Raw genomic sequence first — 23,952 nt, 5'->3', positions numbered from 1 at the left:
GTAGCCACCTGTCAGCTCATAGTGCCCAGTGGTGGCGGCTGACAAACGGTATCCGCGCCCACATCCGCCCGAAGCCCCATGTCGTTCCCGCGCAGGTGAGGGCAACAGCAATCAGGATGAGAGCTTCCAGCACGTGGTCATCGATGAGCGGATTGGTGGAGTGGGTTGCCGCTCCGGTGGCGTCGAACTGCGCCAGCGGGTAGGTCGCCAGCCACATTCCGGCCACCAGCAGGACTCCTGAGACAGCACCGATTCGCACGGCCACGCCTGCCATCAACGCGACACCGACGCCGAGCAGGCCCAGCATGAACAACCCGTCCGCCCACCAGGTGCCGGCGATCGAGTGGAACTCGGACTGGAACGGGCCGACCGCGACACCGCTGAGGAACCCCTTCGTAGGTGAGCCACCGTGTATCCACGCTTTGGCCGACGGTGTCGAATAGTGCAGCCCGAAGGTCTTGTCGAGGAAGGCCCACAGGAATACGAAACCGATCGCAATACGCAGCACCGCCAGCGCCTTTGCGGCGGCCGAGGTGAGCGTGGCCACCGGCAGCGGCGGCCGTTCTGGATGAGTGTCGGACCGATGCAGTGATCGGGAAATAGTCATGACGGGGACCTCCTGAGTTGTTGCCACAACGCTCCTGCAAGCAGGCAACGCAAGGTAGAGGCGAACGTCCCCATACACGTGGCCGGTACTTCTCAGCGACGTGCAGCCGAAGTACTGAACCGACCGGCCCTGCGGCGCAGCGTGTGCCTGCGATTGTTCTGTCGACGACCGGCGGGTACGGGCCCGGTGCGGTAGAAGAGCCGCTTCCCGAATTCGATCAGCACGAGGTAGCCGAGCACCATGGCGATTAGCGCCGCAAAGAAAGCTACGGGTAGCGGGCTGAATCCGAGCATGTGGGCCAGCGGGGTGGCCGGTAGCACCGCCCCCACCACCACCACACTCAGCGCCGCGAGGGTGAGCGGCAGGCTCGGATGGCTGCGGAAGAACGGGATACGCCGGGTCCGTATCGCGAAGATGACCAGAGTCTGCGTCGCGAGGGATTCTACGAACCAGCCGGATCGGAATTCTGCGGCGCCAGCATGGAAGACCCACAACATCACCCCGAAGGTCACGAAGTCGAAGACCGAGCTCAGGGGTCCGAAGAAGATCATGAAGCGTCGGATGAAGGCGATATCCCAGTGGGAGGGGCGGCGCAGTTGTTCCTCATCGACGTTGTCGGTGGGAATCGCGAGCTGACTGGTGTCGTAGAGCAGGTTGTTTAACAAAATCTGGGAGGGCAGCATCGGCAGGAACGACAGGAAGACAGAGGCACCAGCCGCGGAGAACATATTGCCGAAGTTGCTCGACGTGCCCATCAGCACGTATTTGATCGTGTTCGCAAAGATGCGCCGCCCTTCGGCAACACCGTCGGCGAGCACGTCCAGATCTTTCTCCAACAGGATGACGTCCGCGGCGTCCTTGGCGACATCGGTTGCGGAGTCCACCGAGATGCCGACGTCGGCGGCGTGTAGCGCTAGCGCATCGTTGACGCCGTCACCGAGGAAGGCGACACCGCCACCACTGCGCCGTTGGACCCGCACGATCCGCGCCTTGTCCTGCGGACTGACGCGTGCAAACACCGTCGTCGTCGCAATCGATGCCTGCAGCGCGTCGTCGTCCAGGGCGCTGATTTGCGCACCCGTGAGCGTCCCGCCGACGTCAAGTCCGAGTTCTTGGCACACCTTGACAGCCACGGCCGCATTGTCACCCGTGACGACTTTGACCGCGATGCCCAAAGTGGCCAGCCGGGCCAGCGCCGCAGCGGCGTCCGCCTTCGGTGGGTCCAGGAAGACGAGGAAGCCGGCCAACTGCATTCCCTGCTCGTCGGCCGTGGTCGGAGCCGTGGTCGAGGTGACGCTCCGGGTGGCTACTGCGACGACTCGGTTCCCCGCAGCGAACTCCCGGGCCAGTGCCTCGCGGGCCGTGTTGCAGACATCGACACAACGATCCAGCACAGCTTCCGGCGCGCCCTTGGTGACCAGTGTCAGCTGCCGCGAGGTGTCCCCCACCAGTGTCGAGACCATATTGCGTTCATGATCGAACGGCACCGTGCCGAGCCGTTCGAAGGTCGCCAGTCGAGCCTTCAGCCCATCGGCTGACGGTGCTCGCCACAGGGCCTGGTCAAGGGGATTGCCGCCGACTGCTGCGCCGTTCGTGCCGCCGTTCTCGGTGGCGAGCAGGCCCCACCGCACGACCGATTCGGCGTCCGACTCGCCTGCGACAACCGCACGGGTGAAGTCGATGCGTCCCGCGGTCAGGGTGCCGGTCTTGTCGGTGAACAGCACATCCACGTTGCCCAGGTCCTCGATGCACACCAGCCGTTTCACGAGCACCTTGCGCCTGCTCATCCGCCGCGACCCGGCAGCCAGGCTGCTGGACACGACCGCCGGTAGCAGCTGCGGCGTTATTCCGACAGCAATCGCCAGCGAGAAGAGCAGCGCATCCATGATCGGCTTGTGCAGGGCCACGTTCAGCACGAAGATCGAGGTGGTCAACGCGCCGGCGACATATACGAGCAGCATCGAGAACCTGCGCAATCCCAGCTGAAATTCCGTATCGAGTTGGTGGGTACTCAAACCGGCGGCGATCTTGCCGAACTCAGTGTGCGCGCCGGTCGCCACGACCACGCATCGCCCGCTGCCGGCGCTGACCACCGTGCCCATCAGCGCACAACCGATCAGATCGGCCAGCGGCGTCTGCGCAGAGACGGTGGCCGCAGTCTTCTCGACCGGCAATGATTCACCGGTCAGCACTGACTCATCGCAGCTCAACCCGACGACCGACAGCAGCCGCACGTCGGCCGGCACGATGTCGCCCAGACGCAGGTCGAGCACGTCGCCAGGCACCAGCTCCGTCACGTCGACCGAACGCGGCGACCCCTCGCGTGTTACGACCGTCTCGTGCCGGATCTGATCGTGCAGAGCCTCGGCCGCCGCTTCGGCACGGTACTCGTTCACGAATCCCAGCCCCACCGACAACGCGACGATCGCGCCGATGATGAGGGCGCCGCTGCGCTCACCGACGAAATACGACGCCGCTGCCGCCGTGAGCAGCAACACCAGTAACGGCGAGCGCAACTGGTGCCACAACACAGGCAGCAGTCGTGCTTTGTGCGAGGAGACCGCATTCGGACCCCATCGCTCTTGAAGCCGGGCGACGTCGTCAGCCGATAGTCCGCGTTCACCAGACGTGGCGAGCTGCGTCAGGACGACGCCGGTCTCCTGGGTGGCCGCCTGGACTATCGCGGTCTCGGCCTCCCACGTCGCAGCAGGACCTCGAGCGGACCGATCAGTCGTCACCGCACGCTACTGATGGTCGTCCTTGCTGGGGACTTGTGGTGGCGGGGTGTCGCCGTGCAGAACCACGACAGGGCACGAAGCGTGCGCCGTACAGGCCGCGCTGACCGAGCCCAACAACAGTCCGGCGAAACCGCCGTGTCCTCGACTACCGACGACGAGCAGTAATGCGCTCCGACTGGCCTCGATCAGTACTTCTGCCGGGTGGCCCTCTCGGACGGACAAGCACATACCAGCCGGTCGGTCATCACCGAAAACCTCGTGGACGGTCGCTATCAGGACTTCTTTGGCATCGGCTTCGGGATCCGTGGTCGGCACTATCCCGTCCATGCCGGCGCTCATGACACCCCACTCCGTGTGAAGCGTCCAGGCCATCACGGCCTCCACGGTGCTTGCAGCCGGCGCTGCCAACACGCGCGCCCAGCGCAGCGCTTGCCTGCTCGACTCGGAGCCGTCGACACCGACGACCACGTGACGTGCAGGAGGCATTAGCGGTTCGGCGCTCATCGCTGCGCTGCCGCACAGTCGGGGGCGTCTGCGGAACCGCGGCACGATTCAACGGAAATAGATGAACGAACAATCATGATGATCCCGATCGAGCGGGTGGTCACCGAGTTGTCGACACCGAGCTGATGCCCGAGAATCCAGCAGCGGACGGCGGGATTCTTTCGACTTGCTGAAGTGGTTCAGCAGATCAAATTCTACACGCGATGCCTGTCGTGCGGTGCCGGAGAATGACATGTGCATATCCGCCGGGCCGGTCCTGTTCACTGGCGGGTTCACCACCTGCCACCTCGCGCAAGGTGGGGCCCCGGATGCGGGGAATGGGGTGGTTCCCAGCTGCTGGCAGTACCTTCAAAGTAGGGCCATTTCGCGGCGAGTGTCTTTTTCATACCGAGCGTGATCTCGTCATCTGTGGCCCATGTGTCTCCAACAAGAGGGAACGGCAATGAATGACAAGCCGCAACAAACGGATCCGATGAAACCAGCGACGGAGGCAGAACAGCAGCAGATTCAGGACGACGTCAATGATCTGCAGTCGAGCCTGGCCGATCTGGCCGCGTTGGTGACCAGTTCTCATGGTTTGGATCGGTTACTGGAACTGGTGGCGACGTATGCGGCCAAGGCGATTCCTGGCGCGGATGGTGCGGGGGTGACCTTGTTGCGGGTTGACCGCCCGGATAACAGGGTGCAGGCGTTGGCGGCGAGTGACCCGTTCGTTGCCGAGATCGACCATATCCAGTACGTGACGGTGAACGAGGGCCCGTGTATTACTGCCGCGTTGGAGGGGCGCACGGTGCGTTCGGGGTCGCTGGGTGGGGAGAAGATGTGGCCTCATTTCGGGCCGCGGGTCGGGCGCCTGGGTGTGCACAGTGCGTTGTCGTTGCCGTTGCTACTTCCCGGTCAGGTGGTGGGTGCGATCAATGTGTACGCCCGCGGTAAGGACGTCTTTGATGATCACGCCCAGGAGTTGGGTGAGTTGTTTGCCGCGCCGGCGGCGGTCGCGGTGCACAACGCGCACACCCTGTCTCAGGCGGTTGCGTTGACCACCCAGTTACAGACCGCGTTGGCCGACCGGCCTGTTATTGATGAGGCGATCGGGTTGATCCGCAGTCGCACGGGAGTTAGTTCGGTCCAGGCCCGTGAACGGTTGCAGACGATGAGCCAGCACGAGCACGTGAAAATGGTCGATATCGCCGCACACATGGTCGATGAAGCGGTACGACGCGCCCGCGCTCGCCACTCCGACAGGTGAGCGACAGGATGGCCCACCCTTCTGCCCGCAGGGGCTACGGACAAGGCGGCCAGTGGCGTACGGTGATCAAGGGATGTGTAAGTCTGGCAGGCTCCTGACGCCTGCCACATCCGCACCCACCGCTCCGCGACGACTCGTTACAGGCGGCACCAGGCTCGTTAGCTCTGCGCTCGGGAGCGCTATCGGAGCAGATGCCGGATGAAGATTTCTGCCGCGTTGAACGCCGACCTGACCCTACTCACCTCCGCACTTTTCGATTTCGCGGCGGAACCCAAGACTGACGTTGCCGTGGCAGTCCTGGACCTGGCAGCCACCACCCGGCTCGCAGTGGATTCGTTCGTCGGGCTGAGCATCACCATCACCGAGCGCACCCGCGCACTGGCTGACCAGGTCCTGCTGCGCCTGACCCTGCTGGAGGATCCCGCTGATCCGGGTGACATCACGACATCCCTGCTACTGCCGGGACCGGCCGACACAACCCAGGACCTGCCGGATATCCAGGTAGTGCTTTACGCGGCAACACCGGGCGCGTTCGTAGACCTGGCCGCTGACCTGGCGTTCCTGACCGGCAACGAACTCGATAGCGCCGACCTGGACCGGCATCAACGCTTGGCGCGCGAACCGGACATCACCGGCGTCATCCAGGATGAATCGATGATCAGCGAAGCAATTGGGGTCCTGATCGGCCGCGGCAACACCCGTGAACAGGCCCACACCGAACTGGACACCCTCGCGCAGGAAGCAACCACCAACAGACTCACCGAAGCAACCAGAATCTTGACCACCCTCACCCCCGGCGGCACGAACCTGGTGCAGTGAGGAGCCTCGCCCCGCAGCACGCGTCCATGGTCGGCAAATCGCCACGTCCATCCCATCAGAACACCGCGCTGCAGATTCTCCCCGGTGCCGCAGGCGCAGCCTCAACGAACGCACCGGGGACGCGCCGGACAGGGCCGGTCAAGTCCCGACCATCCGGGTCACCGATGGTCACATGGGGGCAGCTGGTGTGACGGCATTTATTGGCCGGGCGGGTGGAATTCGACGTCGATGTCTTCGAAGCCCTTGTTGCGTTGTGCGGTCGCTTGCCCGGTGTAGGCGCGGCGGTCGCCACCGGTCAGGACGACGTCGTCGGTGAAGGGGGTCAGCAGAGATCGGGGGTGTAGTCGGTCTACCCGCACGACGTTGATCTCGACGCACAGGACGACCGCGACACCGGTGAGGTAGAGGAAGGCAATGAGTCCAAGGACCAGGGCGAACACTCCGTTGGTCGCGCTGGCGCCTTTGACGACGTGCCCGACGTAGACCACGCCGAATGTTTGCAGTAGTTGCCACACGATGGCAGCGGCCAACGCACCAGGCGCGACGTCGCGCACCGACAGATTGCGGGCGGTGGCAATACGGAAAGCCAACACGAACACCGCTGCATTGACCAGCACTGAGGCGACCAGCACCACGATCTTCAGCAGCGGCCCGAAGGATCCGACGTTGCTGGCGCCCAGGGTGGACAGCGCCGTGGTGCCCACAATGGCCAGGCCAGCGGTACCCAGCAGCAGCACGCTGCGACCGCGGGCCTTGAACGGGTTGGGACGACTGTTCTTGGGGACCATCCACGCAGTGTTCATCGCGTATTGGACGGCTTGGGCCACTCCCAGGCCGCCGTACAGGGACCCCAGGATTCCGATGATGAGGCCGGTGGCGCCGCCACCGACCCTCTTGGGGTCGTTGAGCTGGTTGCCGATGACGGGGAACTGGCTCAACGCCGAGTGCAGGATCTGTTGTTGCAGGTGCGGGTCGCCGGCCAGCAGGAACCCCAGGATGGTCGACAGGAGCAGGAGCAGGGGAAACAGCGACAAGAACCCGTAGTAGGCAATCAGCGCTGCAAGATACCCCCCGGAGTCATCGAAATATTTGTAGAGGACAGCAAGAGGGAATCCAGCTTGGGGATGGCGCCGCTGGAAACCGTCCAACGTTGCAGTCAATCCGCCAGCGCTGGGTTTGTCGGGCTCGTTGTCACTGCGCGGGTCGGTGGCGACCGAGGCGTCGTTCATCTGAAGGTGCGCCCTCGTAGGTAATGCCGTGGTGCGACCTCAGCGCGCGGGCCGGGCGCACCGGTACAGACCACCCACCCCAACCAGAGACACGTCTGCTGAAGGCGGTCCCCCGCCATTGCCATCATCACAGGGCCATCGTCTCAGATGACGATCAGTGACCGGGTCTCGCAAAGCAGCTCAGTCAGGTCCAGTCCCGAGCATCGACTGACCGTCCGTCCCTGGTGGACGACCTGATCCGATCTTCCATCAAGTGATCGAAGGTACGGTCGGCGGGTGCATGCACCGAGGCTGAGGTGAGTTGATGGCGAGGTCGTGCCCGGTATGCGGTCAGCGACTGCCTCGCAAGGCCCGGGTGTGTGGGGTTTGTGGCGAGCCGATCAGGGCCACCTCGTCGCAGGCCCCCTTTACGGTGCTGGCGCCGACGGCTGGTCTGCAGCAGGCCGCAGGCGGTGGCGCAGAGGTTGCCGATTTTGATCAGTTGCAGAGGTGGTCGGGGGCCGACAGGGCGCACCCGAGTCGGGCGCGCCTGTTGGTTCTGACGGTTGTGGTGGTCCTCGGATTAGCGCTCGGCGCGACGTATGCCGCATTGCGGTCTGCGCCGCCCCGCGTGCCTGACGGCGCTGCGTACGGGGTGGTGCGGGTCTCTTCGAGCCCGAAGGTGCGGTGGCAACACCCGTTGGCCCAGATCGCACCGGACCTGCGATGCCCAACAGTGGTTACACCGACCCCTCCGATTGCGGACCCGTGCGTCGTTACCGCCAGTGCGACGGTGGCCGACGTTGTCGTGGTGTCGGTGCAACGTTCCCAGCAGGCCGAACTTGTCGGGCTGAGCAAGGCGGATGGTGGTGTCACCTGGCACAGACGCGCACCCGCCGGTTCGACGTACGACTGCATGGTTCTGAACAAGCGACTGTGGTGTCTGACGGTTCCGCTGGCCTATCAGCCCCTCAGCGGCCGTCCCCAACTCAGCGCTGCCTACCGTAGCGCGGTGCTGACCGGGCTGGACCCGACCACCGGTGTTGTCCTGCGGAGTTCGCCGATACCGGGCTCGAGCGTCGCTGCTGCCTTCGCTGGAGTCGGAGTCAGACCCAGTGGGTTCTATGTCCTCGGCCGCGACTCAAACTCCGCGGGCACGGTCGTGCGGTTCTCGGTGAACGGCACGCCGCAGTGGAATCACCTGGTGACCGTCATCCAGCCGCAGGGGAGCTTCTCGGGGATTACCGGCGAGGAAGCTAGCCCCCAGGTGCACGAACTGGCCGGTAGGGCGCTGGTCTCGCTCAGCGAAGTGGGCGGGCGGGCGGCTATCTTCGCGGTTCAGAAGGGAACACCGATCCGCTCGGCACCCGGCCACGTGCTGACTGTGATTGACCAGAGCGTCGTGACCCAAGTGGGCAGAGGTCAGATGAGCATCGGTAACCGCAAGGTCGCCGACAACGCTGTTTCAGTACTCTCCGCCGACGACCGATCACCGGGCGAGCCGGTCCTGACGACGCAATTCTCCACGGGCAGCTTCGTGACCCGGGCTCCCACTGATCCAGTTCACAATGCTCACCACCTGCACACGGGTGAGGAGCCGGTCGCCTACTGCGGGGGCGTGATCGTGACCTCCATGAGAGGTGTCTTCGCCGGTTACGACCCGTCCAGCGGTGCCGGCCGGTGGGCGACGGTCTTCGACGGGGGGACCTATCCGCAGATCCGCTGCACCCACGACAGCGTGGTGATCACGAATGATTCCCGCGCCAGTGGGTTCTCCCTCGCGGCCGGGGCGCAGTTGTGGACCGCTGACTATCCGAACGGCTCGAGGTTGACAAGTAGCGGATACGGGGACCCGCAGGACGGGGTGGTTGCCGGTCCCGCGAATTTCCTGACGAATCCGTCCACCTCACTGAGCTACCTGCGCTGAGCGCTGATTCTGCAGTTCCCGGGGGCAGCTTTAACCCAGAAGCCACCCGCCAGTTCGCCTCATCTTCAGACGCAGTCTGCACTGGAGCAGCACGCCGCACGTGGTGCGCGGTTCGATCCCCGCGGGCTTCCTGTACGTCGGCCTCCATCAGCAGCGGGGCCATGCCGCAGGTGAAACCGCCCTCGTCCATGCCGGAGTCCAGGCCGCCGGCCAGCATCGCGTCACAGGCCTCGTTGGATGTACAGGTCGAAGGCGCCGCTGGTAACGGCCTCGAAGCGATCAAGGTGGACGGTGGTGCCGCGTGGACCCATCCAGCCGGTGAAGAGTTCAGGATCGGTGTGGGCGTTCTGGACCAGGGCGGATGTTGCATTGAACTCGCGCCGGTGGCGGATGCTCTGCTCACCGCTGCGAGATGGAAGGTCGTGCTGGGTCTTCCTCGATCCTTTCAGGGTGCGAAAGGTGCGAATGGTGCGGATTGCGGTCCCGCTGATGGCAGGAGTTGGGTCGAGGGGGCAGATTGGCTGCTTCTGTCGGCAAGACCGGCCGGCATCCAATGGGTCTGATCGGTCGCGATCGCGGTGTGTGCGTCGGTGCCTTCCTCCGGTCAGTTTTCTCCGTGTAGTAGTGCGCGCAGGACGTCGTGGTTGAACTGGGAAATGACGTCGAGTTGAATGCTCTGTGGGCAGACCGCGGTGCATTCCCCGATCTGTGTGCACCCACCGAATCCCTCAGCATCATGGGCGGCGATCATCGACAAGGCCCGCGAGTCCCGTTCGGGCTGTCCTTGCGGTAGTAGACCCAGGTGGGTGACCTTCGCCCCCGCGAACAACATCGCCGACCCGTTCGGGCAGGCAGCCACGCACGCCCCGCAACCGATGCAGATCGCCGCATCGAAGGCATGGTCGGCCGCCTTCTTGGCCACCAGGATGGCGTTGCCCTCAGCAGGCGCCCCGGTCGGTGCACTGATGTAACCACCGGCCGCGATGATCCGGTCGAACGCGCTGCGATCAACCACCAGATCCTTGATGATCGGAAACGGGGTCGCGCGCCACGGTTCGACGTCGATCACCTCACCATCATTGAAGCTACGCATGTACAACTGGCAGGTAGTCGTAGCAGCCTGCGGGCCATGCGCGATGCCGTTGATGACCATCCCGCACGATCCGCAGATACCCTCGCGGCAGTCGTGGTCGAACGCGACCGGCTCCTGCCCCGCCAGCACGAGACGCTCGTTCAACACATCGAACATCTCCAAGAACGACATCTGCTCAGAAACATCACCGACCTGGTAGCTGACCATCTCACCAGCACTGCCCGCATCAGCTTGCCGCCAGACCCGCAGGGTGAAGTCCATCAGCGCGCCCGACCATCAAATACCTCGTGCGAAATCTTCATGGGCCTATCCATCCAAAGAGAACTGCGAGAGGCGGAGCAAGGAAACCAACCGTGATAACCGACGCCACAGTCGTGGCGAACACGTTCAGGTGACGGCGGCGAGCAACGCTGGTGTTCGCCCCCAGATCCGCGAACGCGCTCCACAACCCGTGACGCAGGTGAAAACCCAGGACAAGCAACGGCAGCACGTAACTGGCCGTGACCCACCAGATCTGGAACCCATTCACGAGCCGGTCATACGGGCTCGAGGACACACCACCAGGGTGGATCACATCCGCGCTCAAATTCAACAGGTGATACACCACGAACAACACAATGAGGACCCCACCCCAACGCAACGTGAACGATGCGTAAGTACGTTGAACCCCGCCGCGGTTCCTGGACGTCTCATAACGCCACCCGCCACGCCCGCTAGTCGCTACCCGCGCCCTACGCCACAACACGACCGCCGCGTAAACATGCACCCCCACACTGACCAACAACACGACCCGGACAATCCACAACGCGCCGGAATACGGCAAAAACGGCTCACCAACGGTCCGCAAGTGGTGGGCATACCCATCAAAAGCGCCCCGCCCCGCGAAAGCCTTCAAATTGCCGTACATATGACCCACCAGGAAAACCACCATCAGCAAACCCGACACCGCCATCGCAGCCTTCAAAGCCACCCCCGAACCGGCACGAACCGCCCTGACATGGGTAACACTGTCCTGAGCCATCAGCTACCGCCCACCCGCCCCATCAACATCATTCGTGCGCACACGATGTATTGGGTTGATCGAGTGCCGGACGAACAGGACCGGGGAGGCCAATTCAGTATCGACATCAGTCGGAGCCGACGGCAGCTTGCTGATCATCATGGGGGACCTGCACAACGAGAGGGATGCCAGGACGAAAGGGCGCGGAGCAAAGACTCCTGAGGCATGGCAGCGGACGGCCATACCCTTCCCGAACCAGCTGATCTGATCAGCAACTTTGACGCTACACCCGAGACCGTTGGCGCCGGACGTCGCTCAGCGCCGATCTGGGCGCCGTACCCAGGAGCCAGGGACTGCCCCCGGGCAAGCTGAGCACCTCCTCACCGTCACGACGCCGCGGGTGGATCTCAGACCGTGATGATGAACCGGCCGCGGACATGGCCGGCTTGGCTGGCCTGGTGTGCCGCGCCTGCCTGCTCCAAGGTGAAAGTCTGCTCCACCGGCAGGGTGAACTTCCCGGCCTCGAACAGCGCAGCGGCCTGGTTGTATGCCTCCTCCTGGCGCACCGCAGTTGTTGAGACTTTCGCGCCCTTCGCGCCCGCACCAAAGTCCGCGATCGACAACACTTTCGCAGGGTCACCGGTGAGCTCGATGAGCTCATCGATAACCCCCGACCCGGCGATGTCCAGCGCCGCGTCGATCGTGTCCGGGGTAATTCCACGCACCCGCTGGACCAATCCCTGCCCATACGTCGTGGGAATAGCACCGAACCCGCGCAAATAATCCTGATTTGCGGGGCTACCCGTGGCGATCACCGTGATCCCACGGTCGATAGCGATCTGTAAAACCGCCGACCCCACCCCGCCCGACGCGCCACTGACCAGCAGAACCTGTCCCCACCGCACACCGACCTGGTCCAAGATCCGCACAGCGGTCTCCACCGGCACCCCGTACCCGGCAGCCTCCTCAAAGGCCATCCGCGCAGGTTTCGCGACCCAATGATCCAGCACCGCAAACTGTGCGTACGCACCCGAGCCACCAACGCCCGGGCCACTACCGAACACGGCATCGCCCACAGCGACACCGTGCGCTCCTTCGCCCACCTCATCAACAACACCAGATGCGTCCAGGCCCACACCCGCCGGCAGATCCAGCGGCATCTGCTCCCTCATCAAACCCTGCCGCAATTTCCAGTCCCACGCGTTGACCCCGGCCGCGCGCACCGCGATACGCACCTGCGCGCCCCCGGCGTGCGGCTCGGCCACCTGGACGACCGTCAGAACCTCAGGACCGCCATACTCGCTGAACTGAACTGCCTTCATCACCGAAACTCCTGCCGGTCTGGTCCACCGAGCCCCGACGGAACAGGGCGCACTGCGGGTGAGGCAACGGCCACCAGGACGTGCTGACCCCCGGCCGTGCGAGACGGTCCTTCGGTGGTGGTCCGAATCCCGGCGCCGCCCAGCCATGCCTCAAACGTGAGGACCCGCCTGCGCGCCCCGCGTGTCCCCGGTGTGCTTTTACCGATTCCATCCGAGGGGTCGGAGAACACCCGGGACTTTGCCCGGCACACGTGCCCGCCCTGCGGTCTGAAGGGCATCGGGGCGAACCTGCTGCACTGTTGTGCGATGTGCTGATGTGGTGGACATGGTGATCCTGACGAAAAGCGATCGCCGTGGTGTCCGGATCGGAGCGGATGCTCCTGCGGCGGCAGCGGACGGCCGACCGGTATTCGGACCTGCTGGGATCCCAGCAATACCAACACTACGGCGTTTCACGTGCTCTGATCGATGCTCTACACCACGATCCCTTCCGAGAAGCCCCCCTAGCGGCGGCTACCGCCCACGGCAATCAGGGGCGCGTGACGCGCCAACGGCGCATCACCGGCGCGCTAGATCCATGCCGTCCGGTCGCAGGACCGTCAAGATTTTGCTCGTCAGCAGCCAGGTCTACGAACGCGCCCGGTGTTGCCGCGTCGAGCACTAACTGGATATCTGACTCCGCGACCAGCCCTGCAGTGTCAATCCTGGGGCCGGTCACTGGGTCACCCAGGGCGGCACTCAAAAGAGCGAGATCTGCGCTCAGCGCGGTAGTGATTTCCATCCGGCATCTGCTCCGATAGCGCTCCCGAGCGCAGAGCTAACGAGCCTGCTGCCGCCCGTCCGTATGTCCTCCGCGCCGTCACGTCAGCTGCCCGCGTGGCGGGCGCGGGCGCGTCGTACCGCTTCATCGACCATGTGTGCGGCGATATCGACCATTTTCACGTGCTCGTGCTGGCTCATCGTCTGCAACCGTTCACGGGCCTGGACCGAACTGACTCCCGTGCGACTGCGGATCAACCCGATCGCCTCATCAATGACAGGCCGGTCGGCCAACGCGGTCTGTAACTGGGTGGTCAACGCAACCGCCTGAGACAGGGTGTGCGCGTTGTGCACCGCACCGCCGCCGGTGCGGCAAACAACTCACCCAACTCCTGGGCGTGATCATCACCCAGACGCCCGACCCGCGGCCCGAAATGAGGCCACATCTTCTCCCCACCCAGCGACCCCGAACGCACCGTGCGCCCCTCCAACGCGGCAGTAATACACGGGCCCTCGTTCACCGTCACGTACTGAATATGGTCGATCTAGGCAACGAACGGGTCACTGGCAGCCAACGCCTGCACCCTGTTATCCGGGCGGTCAATCCGCAACAAGGTCACCCCCGCACCATCCGCGCCAGGAATCGCCTTGGCCGCATACGTCGCCACCAGTTCCAGTAACCGATCCAAACCATGAGAACTGGTCACCAACGCGGCCAGATCGGCGAGGCTGGTGTGTAGATCCGCGTCGTCTTCGTCGATCTGCTGGTGTTGCGTTTCGGTGGCTGGCTTGATCGAACCTACATGCGGCGGCTGATCACTCATTGCCGTTCCCCTCTTGCTGGAGACACAATGGGCACAGCTGGCGGTGGAACGCCGGTAGGAGACACTCGCCGCGAGACTGGTCCTTTTCAAAGATACCGCCAACCACCGAGAACCACCCCTGGCCGGCATCCAGAACTTCTCGTTGCGACAGATCAATGGTGGCGACGACGCCGCTCACCAACACTCACCGCAGCCGGACTCGATGTCATCCCTTCGGGTGTAGCGTTCGAGTTGCTGATCAGTTCAGCCAGTTCGGGAATGGTGTGGCCGTCCGCCGCCGCGCCGCTGGGGCACAAGCCTCAAGCCCCCTCGCACGTCACCACTGCCTCTGAGTAGGTTCTCGTGTCTTCTTCCACTCTTTCCCTGACCATCGTCATCCTCCTCGTGCTCCTCATCGCGGTGGTGGTCACTGCGCTGAAGATTGTGAAGCAGTACGAGGAAGGGGTGCTGTTCTGTCTGGGCCGGGTGGTCGGCCAGCACACCCTGGATGAAACCTTGTCCGAGACCGACCGGATCAACATGGACATTCGCGCGATCCTGGACGTCAGCAACGACCACCGATCTGCTCGAACCGGTCCCGAACAGTGCGGCCTCCCACCAGGGAACGCAACTTTTGCACCGCCCCACCCACGTCGTCAGATGCAAGGAGCTGTTATGACGAATTTCCACCGCGACGCGGTTCCCCTTCACCCAGTGACCCACCATCATCGGCGTGCGCGAACGGGTGCGTTCACGCTGCACGGTTGCCCGGTCACCAGGTCGCGATGAGCACCCTGAGCGCACCGGAGGTCAACGACCTGACCGGGCTGAGCATTCGAGAACTACTGCAGGATCTGACCAGGCTGCAGAACACCGTGAGCGCCGACGCAGCTGCCAGCGGGTACCGGCCCTCACCAGGTGGGGTTGCCCGCCGCGCCGCACTGAGGCAACGAGAAGAGACCATCACCCAAGAGCTACATCGCAGGCGCCAGCATGAACCGCCGGCCATGAACCGGTGAGCAGCGGTAAGGCCTGAACCTGCGCATTCGCGCCGACCTGGATCGTGATCTGACCTGCGAACCCGACGTCCTGGCGCCGCTGTACGTGGGCCCCGTAGGGGCGTAGATTCACATCTGGCTGCATCGCAGCCGGCCTGGACATCGCGGCCTGCCCCACGGCCACCGCGACGAGCATGAGCTCACCATCGGGCACACCGCGAGATCCACCTTCTACGCGTACACCGCACTGATCTGGACACTGCTCAGATCATCCGGTGATACGCGAGCATGGTCAGCTGCGCCGATCACCTCCGGTCGGCAATGCCACGTATCGACCTACCCGAGCTGAATCGAGCACCACCCATGGTCACCCTCATCGCGCTAGGGATCTACGCAGCATTCTGGACGGCCATCTGGCTACTGGGTCCAGCTCGACACGCCCGCGCCACGTCCACCCCGACCCGGCAGGCGAAGGGCTTCACCGCGGTCTGTGCACTCCTCGTACGCGCCTGCCTACCGCGACGTACCCCAGCACCACCAGCAGTCACGGCACCTTCAGGCGTAGTGGTGACCCCCACCGGCAACCGGGACGAGTTGGCGTGGAGCGCCCTGGATGACCTGCAACTGACACGGTTGTTGAGCAATGCCGCTCGGGGAACCACCGCCGAATAGGGGCCCTCACATCTCGCGCAACCGACCGTTCTCTGCCACCTGAATCGCGATGGATCACCCCCATGCTCTGGCTGTGCCCACACCACATGCCGAGCCTGCACCACCAGCTAGTGCAGTGAATCAACAGTGGGCGGGTGCGGATGTGGGCAAACTCGCTGGTCGGGCGCGAAGCGACTGTCGAGGAACTGTGCACACACCGCACTATTGCGCGAGAAGCGCTCATAGATCGTTGCCTGCGTAGGAGAGGTTGAAACTCTTGTTGGTCAGGGGGAAGTCAGGGACGATGGTATCCACCATCGCGAGGGGCACCGCCGGCCAGTTGAGGAACGACGGGTCCACAATCTTGAGCCGGCTCAGACGATGGTCCGGACCGATCTCGACGCGGTGGGCGATGGTGCCGCGCCACCCCTCGACCAGACCCAACCCGGACGCTCCTCGAAGCTGCCGCACGGGTTTGTCGCACGCGACCTCCCCGGCACTGACGTCGTCGATCAGCGGCAACAGCACGGCCATTGATGCCTGGACCTCCCTGGCTCGCACCATAAACCGGGCCAGCACGTCCCCGCCCGTTTCAGTGACCACCGTCAACGCGGATGTCGCCTCGGTAAAAGGGTGATCACGGCGGGCATCGAGATCGACGCCGCTCGCGCGGGCGGCGTAACCAACCGCACCGATGTCCCTGACCTGTGCGGCGGTGAGGACCGCAGTGCCGGCGAAGCGGTCGTGGACGCCGCTGTGGGTCAACGCGAGATCGACGATCTCGGCGACATCGGCGGCGATCTCGAGTAATTCGCGCGCATCCGGCCAGTCCCGGATATGCACCCCTCCGGGGAAGACCGCGCCCCTCAGCAGCCGGTGGCCGGTGACGACGGCATTCAGCCGCAGCAGCCGCTCCCGGACCCGCTGGGCATGGGTGTTCAACAACCCTTGACCAGCGTCATTGCACAAGGCACCGATATCCGTGACGTGGTTGTAGAGCCGCTCCAGCTCCAACAGCGCTGCGCGCGTCACCTGGGCCTGGGCCGGCACCGGCCAGCCCATGGCCTCTTCAACGGCGAGGCAGTACGCCAACGCGTGCCCGACAGCCGTGTCGCCCGATACCCGTTCCATCAGCGGCACCACGTCTGGCAGGTCACGTCCCTCAGCGAGTTTTTCGATGCCTCGGTGCACGAACCACAGGCGGGCCTTGAGCTTGAGGACGGTCTCCCCCACGACCGAGAGTCGGAAGTGGCCAGGTTCGATGAGGCCGGCGTGGATGGGTCCGACGGGGATCTCGAAGACACCTGGGCCCTGCACTGTGAGGAAGGGGAACGGCTCCTCCGTCGAGCCGAATGGTGGGGGCGGGCCGGCGTCACTGCGCATCGGGTACCAGCCCTGCGGCCAGTGCTGGTGTCGCACCAGGCGCCGTGGCAGGGGATGACCGATCGGCGTAATGCCGTAGAGGTCCCGCATTTCCCGCTCGAAACGTCCCGCCGGGAACGATAGCCCCGCCAGGCTGGGAATCGAGGGTGCTTCGCGGTCGGTGGGCAGCACGAGCTCGACGCGGCGGTCGGGTCCGGGCGCGATGAAGACGTAGACGATGCGGAAACGGTCCTCGTCCTCGTGGGCGGCGATCAGAGCCAGGCGGAAACCGTCGTCAAGTAACTCCTGTGCCCGGACGCTCAGGCTCTCCACGGTCACCTCGACCTGGTGGCGATCATGGTGGCGGCGGCAGGTCACGGTGTGCCCGCGATCAGACTGGCAGCATGCAGGAGCTGGTCCACCGGCCAGGCAACGATGCCCAATGTGGCCAGCGCCACCAGGCCCACGACCAACGGGGTGGTGGAGCCGGTATCGCGCCCAGCAGCGCTCGAGCCACTGCCCGACCCCAGGATCATCGGAGCCAACTGGGTGGTGATGGCTACGAAGACGATCACCACCATCATCAGGGCCAGGGCAATCACCCAGGTGAGGCCATCGGCGGACGCGGCGCGCGCCAGACCGAGCTCACTGACGAAGAGGCTGAACGGCGGCAGACCGAGCAGTGCCAGGAAACCTACGCCGAACACAGCAGCGAGCACCGGGCGTCGCGCGAGGATCCCACGGACGCCGGCGATCTTGGAGGTCCCCTCGAGAAGTAGCACCTGACCGGCGCTGCAGAAAAGCACAGCCTTGCCGAGCCCGTGTCCCATGATATGCAGCAGGCTCGCAGCGATCGCCAATGGCGTGCCGATCGCCAGACCGATCACGATCAGGCTCATGTGTTCGATGCTCGAATAGGCGAGCAGCCGCTTGTAGTTGCCTTGGGCGATGATCAGCGAGGTCGCCAGGACCAGCGACGCCAGCGCCACCACCAGCAGGAGCGCCCGCACGAACGACGGGTCCAAGCTGTGCACGGCGATCACCCGGTAGCGGATCAGGGCGTAGACCGCCACCGGCAACAGGACGCCGGACATCAGTGCGGAGACCGGGGCCGGGGCCTGGCTGTGCGCATCCGGTAGCCAGCTGTGCAGCGGGATCATGCCTGCTTTCGCGCCGTACCCGATCAACAGCAGCGCGAACGCGATCCGCATCACGCCTGGGTCGAGCTCGGTCGAGTGGGCGACCAGCTGATCCCACTCCAGCGCGGCACCGGCAGGAATGGTGGTCTGCTGTGCCGCGTAGTAGACGAGGATGGTGCCGAGGTAGGCCAGTGCGATCCCGACCGAGCAGATGATCACGTACTTCCAGGTCGCCTCGACCGAGCCGCGGCTGCGTCGGTGGCCGACGAGGAACGCGGTGACGATGGTGGTCGCCTCGACCGCAGCCCACAGAAGTCCGAGGTTGTTGGCCAACACCGCCAGGACCATCGCCGCCAGGAACGTCGGCACGAGAGTGGTGTAGCGACGAAGGTCGGCGCTCGATGCCTTCCCGGAGGCCAGTTCGTTGCCCACGAAGTCGACGTTGGCCCAGGTTGCGATCACGCTCACCGATCCGATCACGATCAGCATCACGGCGGAGAGGGCGTCCACGCGCAGCAGGGAACCGGCTCTCAGGGCGTACCCGTCGACGGTGAGCACCGCAGCGAACACGCCACTGCCCAGGATGACGAATGCGGCAGCGACGCTCATCCAGCCGGTCGCGCGGCTCGGCGTACGGCGAGCGAGGGCCACCACGGCGGCGAGTGCGGGGGCAGCCACGGGAGCCCCGATGAGCAGGGCGTCCACAAAACCGCCCTGTCCGGTGGCGGGAGCCCCGACCATCTCGAGCATCAGTCCTTCAGCTCCCGTAGTTCGCCGATGTCCGTGTCGCCGAAGGCCGTTCTGAGCCGGACAGTCAGGACCTGCAGGACCAGAACGACCAGCAGCAGGTCCATCGACACTGCGAGTTCGACGATCAACGGAACCCCCGACGTGACCAGGAAGGCAGTGGCGGCGATGCCGTTGTCCAGCAGCAGGAACCCCGCTACCTGAGACAGTGCGCGGCGGCGGGTGACCAACATGAAGAACCCCAGCAGGACCATGGCTATACCGACCGGCGCCGCGTGCGTGATCGGCGTCGGGTCCAGCTCCACCAGCGGCCTGCTCACCGCGTAGGCCAGCAGGGTCAACATGGCTGCCGCAAGCAGCGAGGCAGGAACATTGACCAGTGGCTGCGTCTCCCGCGCTGCACCACTATTGGCCAGCACACGGCGCAATACTGCGGGCAGCACACCACCCTTGAGCACGAGAATGCCCAGAGCGACCACGTACAGCTCCAGGCCGCCGTCCTGGGTCCCCAGCAGCGCGGCCATCCCCGCCAGCAGCACACCCTGGGCGGCCAGCAGGCCGACCAGTGCCGACAGCTGCCGGCGCCACAGCATCAGCACCGAGGACAGCAGCAAGCCACCGCAAAGGAGGTAGAGAAGCTGTGAAAACAGCGCGACGGACACGAGCTATCTCCTTCCCGTGGCGGTTGTGAGAGGGCAGGTCATGAGAGGAAGAAGGAGGACGAGACGGCCAGGACACTGAAGAGGAAGGATCCCGCGAGCAGTTCGGGCACCCGGAAAAGACGCCACTTCGCCATGAAGACCTCGCTCGCGGCAAGAACAGCACCGAGGGCAGCGACCTTGACGACGAAGACGATGGCACCGAGAGCCAGCGTGCCGGGTCCGGCTGTGGTCGCCACTCCCCAGGGCAGGAACAGGTTTCCCCATAGACCGAGCAGGACCGCCAGACGCATGGCGGAACCAAGCTCCACCATGGCGAGGTCTGGGCCCGCGTACTCCAGGATCGTCGCCTCGTGAATCATGGTCAGCTCGAGGTGGGTCGACGGGTTGTCCACGGGCAGTCGACCAGCTTCGGCAACGACGACGATCCACAGCGCGACCGCAGCCAGCAGGCTGGCCGGCGACAAGATCGTGCCTGGTACCCGCTGGCCGTGCTCGACCAGGCTTGCCAGGTTCGAGGACCCGACCTGCACCGAAAGAGCGAAGCCCGCCACCAGTAGCGTCGGCTCGGCCAGTGCGGCCACGGTGACAGTGCGGCTCGATCCCATGCCACCGAAGGCCGAACCGGTGTCGAGCCCGGCCAAGGCCAAAGCGATCGACGCGACCAGCAACAACGACACCACCGCGAACAGGTCTGCCACCCCGTCGAGCGGGGAGGTCGTCGTGATGAACGGGGCGGCGCACACGATCAGCACCATGGAACTCAGCGCCACGGCCGGCGCAGCGGCGAAAACCATCGTCGAACCGTCGGGCGCGATGGATTCTTTCCTCAGCTGCTTGCGCAAGTCCCGCCAAGGCTGCCCCAGTCCGGCGCCGACGCGACCCTCGAGCCTCGCCCGGACCTGACGCATCAGCGCAACCAGGACCGGGGCGCCGGCGATGACCAGCATGACCTGCACGACCACGCCGAGCACCGACCATGACGTCGTGGCCCCGTTCACCACGACACCCCGACCACGATCAGCACGACCAGCAGACCCACCAGTCCGTACGCGAGGTATCGGTGCACGCTGCCGTTCTGCAGGCGTCGTGCCACGGTCGCCCACCACAATGCCGCAGCGAACAGGGGCGGATAGAGACGATTCTCGATGCGGTCGGCGACGCGCTGGCGATAGTGGATGCTCTGCACGAGATAGGACGACTCGGCGTGATGGGTGACGTCAATGTCCTGCTCGGGACCGAGCACGTCGTCGAAGACCCGGGTGAGTGGCTCGGCATACGCCGTGGCGGTGTACTGCATGCGCGGGCTCAGTCGGGTGCCTCCACACCCCCAGACCAGAGCAGTACGTCGCTGCTGACCACTTGTACGGCGCACCAGAAACGCAATGAGCAGCGCTCCCCCGGTCAGGGCGAGCGCGATGAGTACCGGGGACATCGACCCTCGGATGCCCGACAGTTGCAGTTCCAGGGCACCGTGAACAGGTCGTTCCTGCCTGATGGAGGGCAGCGCGCGCAGCGCCCGCTGGAGTGAGCGGACCAGGGCCAGCGGCGCCAGCGCCAGGATCGCGCAGAACACCGCTGCGAGCACCATGCCCGCACGCATGGTGCGAGGGACCTCGGTGGCTGCGGCCGCCTCGGCCGATCGTGGCCGAGCCAGGAACCCCACCCCGAAAGCCTTCACGAACATGGCGACACCGAGTCCGGCGGTCAGTGCGACGGCGCCCACGGCGAGCGGCATGGCGATGGCCGTGGCGACATCGGGCGAGCCGGATGGCGACAGGCTGTGGATCAGCCCCTGCAGAAGCAACCATTCGGAGACGAATCCGTTGCCCGGGGGCAGGCCCGAGGCGCCGAGCGCACCGAGCCCGAAGAGCAGGGCGGTGGCCGGCATCCGGTGTGCGAGGCCACCCATCTTGTCCAGATCGCGCAGCCCGGTGCTACGCAGAACAGCCCCGGCGCCCAGGAACAACAACGTCTTGAAACCCGCGTGGTTCACCGTGTGCAACAGGGCAGCGATCATCAGGAGGCTGGCCAGCGTCGCGTTGTCCGCGGCGGCGAACATGCCGGCGGCACCCACACCGATGAAGATCAGGCCCATGTTCTCGGTGGTCGAGTACGCCAGCAGCCGCTTGAGATCGGTGGCCGCCCCGGCCTGCAGGACCCCGTACAACGCGGAGAGCGCACCCACGGCGAGGACCAGGATCCACCACCACCGCTGGCCGCCACCGAGCAGATCGAACCCGACCCGCAACACGCCGTACAGCCCCAGGTTGACCATCGCCGCGGACATCAGCGCCGAGACGTAACTCGGTGCCTCGGGATGGGCTCGCGGCAGCCAGACATGTAGCGGCACCAGCCCGGCTTTCGACCCGAACCCGACGAACACGAGCAGGAACACCAGCGAACGCGTGCTCGACGACAGGCCCGAGGACGCCGCCCGCATCCCTGCGAACGACTCAGTGCCGGCAGCGTTCGCGAACACTACAAGGCCGAGCAGGATGGCCACGAGGCCGGCGTGGGTCATTCCCGCGTACCAGACCCCGGCCTGGCCCACTTCGGGTCGCGCCCGGTGCTCGGCGAGCACGAGCACCAGCGAAGCCAGCGCCATCACTTCCCACATCACCAGGAAGGTCGTCACGTTCCCGGCCGCGGGAACGGCCACCATAGCGGCCACGAAAACTGGCAGGGCTGCCTGCACGGTCCGCGACCCGACCCCTTCGGCAGCCTTATGTTCATCGCCGTGCGGATGGGGGTAACCGACGCTGTAGATGCCCGCCGCGATGGCGACGACACCCACCAGGGTCATGAAGAGCCCAGCCAACGGGTCGACCACGAGCACCGCCTGGCTCAACGGCAGCAGGCGCGGCATAGTCACCGACCACGACGCGCCACTCAGCGCACCCATGCCGGCGAGTACGCCGCCGAGGCCGACCAGACAGGTCAGCGCCCCCGAGAGAAGTGGCCGCCACCGGTGCGAAATGCGTGAGGCCAAGGCCGCACCCGCGCATGCCAGGGCTGTGGCGCCCGCGACAAGCAGAAGACCGGATGCGATCAGGCTCATCGGCCGCTCAACCCGCGCAGCGCGGCGATGATGACTTCAGGCTCGGGTGGGCACCCCGCGATGGTGATGTCAACAGGGACGAAATCGCTGACCGCCCCCAGCACCCCGTAGGCGGTCGCGAAGATCCCACAGTCGCGCGCGCAGTCACCCAGAGCGACGACGCGCTTCGGCGACGGCATCGCCTCATAGGCCTTGATGAGCGGATCCACCATGTTGCGGGTTACCGGCCCGGTGACCAGCAGGACGTCCGCGTGCCGAGGTGAGGCCACCAGTCGCACGCCGTACCGCTCCAGGTCGTAGACGGGTCCGAAGGCCGACGCGATCTCGATCTCGCATCCGTTGCAGGAGCCCGCATCCACGTGCCGCACCTGGATCGAGCCACCGAAAACAGCGTCGGCGCTGCTGTTTCCTCTGGCGACCGGGGGCCTTGGCGGCGCCGGTTCCGCTATCCGTCCGGTCCGGTGGACCAGGCGCAGCAGATCTCTCACGACCCGCCCCGGCGGACCGTGTCGCGACGTGCAGGTTCCGCATCAGACTGGAGTGTGGTGAGCAGCTGGGTCTGCTCGGAAAGCACGCTGGTCAAGATCGAGCGAGCAACACCCATCAGGTCCGCGATCTGGCTGCTGACCAGGGAGTAGTAGACCGTCGACCCCTCCTTGCGCGTCGTGACCAGGCCGGCACGGCGCAGGACTGCCAGTTGTTGCGAGAGGTTCGAGGCCTCGATCTCGATCGCACGAAGCATCTGGCCCACTGAGTGCTCACCATCGGACAGAACCTCCAACACCCGGATTCGCTGCGGATGGCCGAGGGTCTTGAAGAACTCGGCCTTTACCTGATGCAGAGGGGTCACCATGCGTTACCTCCCGGAGTGGTCCTGAACGATGGCCGCCCTCAACTACCTGGAGTCTCGGGCACGAATATGAAGACTTGCACAATCTTGCAATTACTGTAGCAGTGGATAACGGGTCGGTTCGAGTAAGGGTGACAACACTGGGCCCGCCCAGGTAACGTCTTTAGTGCTGAGACCACAGCAGGTTCGAACGAAGACCGGCCGTCCGCTGCCGCCTTCTGGAGCGCACGCTCCCAACCGGACACCACGGCGATTGCTGTTCTCGTCAGGACCGCGATGCCCCACCCCATGAGCATGCTCTGGGCCACTGGCCCTGCTCCCGATCCTGCGCTCCTCTCGGACAGCCTTTCTGTCCCCCGGGTGAGCCGGACCGCCGCGACGGTCAGATCAAGGATTCGCGCGGCCCCAGATCGCCGCTGGCGATACCCGTGCCCCACCGTTCAGACCTGCCGCTGA

Annotated in this window: 22 protein-coding genes; 6 read left to right on the top strand and 16 right to left on the bottom strand. The window is 65.0% G+C overall.

Features of this window, described 5'->3' with window-relative positions; genetic code table 11:
• Positions 1-16: 16 nt before the first annotated feature.
• The 3 genes from V3G39_10085 to V3G39_10075 form a co-directional block, all read right to left on the bottom strand.
• Positions 17-607 (bottom strand): DoxX family protein, encoded by a 591-nt coding sequence (locus V3G39_10085; GenBank protein XAS75017.1) that lies wholly within the window; start codon positions 605-607, stop codon positions 17-19.
• A 92-nt stretch (positions 608-699) separates the two neighbouring features.
• The gene (mgtA, locus tag V3G39_10080; GenBank protein XAS75016.1) at positions 700-3,345 is read right to left on the bottom strand and encodes a magnesium-translocating P-type ATPase; all 2,646 of its coding nucleotides are present in this window, start codon (positions 3,343-3,345) and stop codon (positions 700-702) included.
• A 6-nt stretch (positions 3,346-3,351) separates the two neighbouring features.
• Complete coding sequence (locus tag V3G39_10075) at positions 3,352-3,831, bottom strand: universal stress protein (protein ID XAS75015.1); 480 nt, start codon at positions 3,829-3,831, stop codon at positions 3,352-3,354.
• A 490-nt stretch (positions 3,832-4,321) separates the two neighbouring features.
• Between V3G39_10075 and V3G39_10070 the strand changes: the two genes are divergently transcribed.
• A complete protein-coding gene (locus tag V3G39_10070; GenBank protein ID XAS75014.1) occupies positions 4,322-5,098 on the top strand; it encodes a GAF and ANTAR domain-containing protein in 777 nt (258 codons plus the stop codon).
• A gap of 198 nt (positions 5,099-5,296) precedes the next feature.
• Positions 5,297-5,917, top strand: a complete 621-nt coding sequence (locus V3G39_10065) for a hypothetical protein (GenBank protein ID XAS75013.1) — start codon at positions 5,297-5,299, stop codon at positions 5,915-5,917.
• 197 nt (positions 5,918-6,114) lie between these two features.
• Here V3G39_10065 and V3G39_10060 read toward each other — a convergent pair whose 3' ends face one another.
• Positions 6,115-7,146: a YhjD/YihY/BrkB family envelope integrity protein gene (locus V3G39_10060; GenBank protein ID XAS75012.1), complete on the bottom strand. Its 1,032-nt coding sequence runs from the start codon at positions 7,144-7,146 to the stop codon at positions 6,115-6,117.
• Between the two features lie 412 nt (positions 7,147-7,558).
• Between V3G39_10060 and V3G39_10055 the strand changes: the two genes are divergently transcribed.
• Positions 7,559-9,052, top strand: a complete 1,494-nt coding sequence (locus tag V3G39_10055) for a PQQ-binding-like beta-propeller repeat protein (protein XAS75011.1) — start codon at positions 7,559-7,561, stop codon at positions 9,050-9,052.
• A 604-nt stretch (positions 9,053-9,656) separates the two neighbouring features.
• On the opposite strand, the gene V3G39_10050 is transcribed toward V3G39_10055, so the two are convergent.
• The 5 genes from V3G39_10050 to V3G39_10030 form a co-directional block, all read right to left on the bottom strand.
• Positions 9,657-10,406: a succinate dehydrogenase/fumarate reductase iron-sulfur subunit gene (locus V3G39_10050; protein ID XAS75010.1), complete on the bottom strand. Its 750-nt coding sequence runs from the start codon at positions 10,404-10,406 to the stop codon at positions 9,657-9,659.
• Between the two features lie 37 nt (positions 10,407-10,443).
• Positions 10,444-11,166 (bottom strand): succinate dehydrogenase cytochrome b subunit, encoded by a 723-nt coding sequence (locus tag V3G39_10045; GenBank protein ID XAS75009.1) that lies wholly within the window; start codon positions 11,164-11,166, stop codon positions 10,444-10,446.
• Between the two features lie 386 nt (positions 11,167-11,552).
• Positions 11,553-12,467 (bottom strand): NADP-dependent oxidoreductase, encoded by a 915-nt coding sequence (locus tag V3G39_10040; GenBank protein ID XAS75008.1) that lies wholly within the window; start codon positions 12,465-12,467, stop codon positions 11,553-11,555.
• A gap of 864 nt (positions 12,468-13,331) precedes the next feature.
• Positions 13,332-13,580: an ANTAR domain-containing protein gene (locus tag V3G39_10035; protein XAS75007.1), complete on the bottom strand. Its 249-nt coding sequence runs from the start codon at positions 13,578-13,580 to the stop codon at positions 13,332-13,334.
• Positions 13,581-13,771: 191 nt separating this feature from the next.
• The gene (locus tag V3G39_10030) at positions 13,772-14,050 is read right to left on the bottom strand and encodes a hypothetical protein (GenBank protein ID XAS75006.1); all 279 of its coding nucleotides are present in this window, start codon (positions 14,048-14,050) and stop codon (positions 13,772-13,774) included.
• Positions 14,051-14,392: 342 nt separating this feature from the next.
• Here V3G39_10030 and V3G39_10025 point away from each other — a divergent pair, with 342 nt between their 5' ends.
• The 3 genes from V3G39_10025 (at position 14,393) to V3G39_10015 (ending at position 15,699) form a co-directional block, all read left to right on the top strand.
• Positions 14,393-14,818 (top strand): hypothetical protein, encoded by a 426-nt coding sequence (locus V3G39_10025; GenBank protein XAS75005.1) that lies wholly within the window; start codon positions 14,393-14,395, stop codon positions 14,816-14,818.
• Complete coding sequence (locus tag V3G39_10020; GenBank protein XAS75004.1) at positions 14,815-15,048, top strand: hypothetical protein; 234 nt, start codon at positions 14,815-14,817, stop codon at positions 15,046-15,048. Before V3G39_10025 ends, V3G39_10020 begins: the two co-directional genes overlap by 4 nt.
• Positions 15,049-15,390: 342 nt before the next feature.
• Complete coding sequence (locus V3G39_10015) at positions 15,391-15,699, top strand: hypothetical protein (GenBank protein ID XAS75003.1); 309 nt, start codon at positions 15,391-15,393, stop codon at positions 15,697-15,699.
• 219 nt (positions 15,700-15,918) lie between these two features.
• Here the strand turns inward: V3G39_10015 and V3G39_10010 are convergent, their stop codons facing one another.
• From V3G39_10010 to V3G39_09980, 7 genes are all read right to left on the bottom strand, one after another.
• Positions 15,919-17,379, bottom strand: coding sequence for an NADH-quinone oxidoreductase subunit C (locus V3G39_10010; protein XAS75002.1), 1,461 nt, complete (start codon positions 17,377-17,379; stop codon positions 15,919-15,921).
• A gap of 35 nt (positions 17,380-17,414) precedes the next feature.
• Positions 17,415-18,929, bottom strand: coding sequence for a proton-conducting transporter membrane subunit (locus tag V3G39_10005; GenBank protein ID XAS75001.1), 1,515 nt, complete (start codon positions 18,927-18,929; stop codon positions 17,415-17,417).
• On the bottom strand, positions 18,929-19,588 hold the full coding sequence (locus tag V3G39_10000; GenBank protein ID XAS75000.1) for a hypothetical protein: 660 nt from the start codon (positions 19,586-19,588) through the stop codon (positions 18,929-18,931). The genes V3G39_10005 and V3G39_10000 overlap by 1 nt, the downstream gene beginning before the upstream one ends.
• 38 nt (positions 19,589-19,626) lie before the next feature.
• A complete protein-coding gene (locus V3G39_09995; GenBank protein XAS74999.1) occupies positions 19,627-20,586 on the bottom strand; it encodes an NADH-quinone oxidoreductase subunit H in 960 nt (319 codons plus the stop codon).
• Positions 20,583-22,646, bottom strand: a complete 2,064-nt coding sequence (locus tag V3G39_09990; GenBank protein XAS74998.1) for a proton-conducting transporter membrane subunit — start codon at positions 22,644-22,646, stop codon at positions 20,583-20,585. Before V3G39_09990 ends, V3G39_09995 begins: the two co-directional genes overlap by 4 nt.
• The gene (gene nuoB, locus V3G39_09985; protein ID XAS74997.1) at positions 22,643-23,005 is read right to left on the bottom strand and encodes an NADH-quinone oxidoreductase subunit NuoB; all 363 of its coding nucleotides are present in this window, start codon (positions 23,003-23,005) and stop codon (positions 22,643-22,645) included. Before nuoB ends, V3G39_09990 begins: the two co-directional genes overlap by 4 nt.
• Before the next feature lie 125 nt (positions 23,006-23,130).
• On the bottom strand, positions 23,131-23,499 hold the full coding sequence (locus V3G39_09980) for a metalloregulator ArsR/SmtB family transcription factor (GenBank protein ID XAS74996.1): 369 nt from the start codon (positions 23,497-23,499) through the stop codon (positions 23,131-23,133).
• Positions 23,500-23,952 lie beyond the last annotated feature (453 nt).

This window comes from Dermatophilaceae bacterium Sec6.4 (assembly GCA_039636865.1).
Taxonomy (GTDB): domain Bacteria; phylum Actinomycetota; class Actinomycetes; order Actinomycetales; family Dermatophilaceae; genus Allobranchiibius.
Note: the sequence above shows the minus strand (reverse complement) of the source record. Positions and strands in the feature narration are given on the sequence as shown.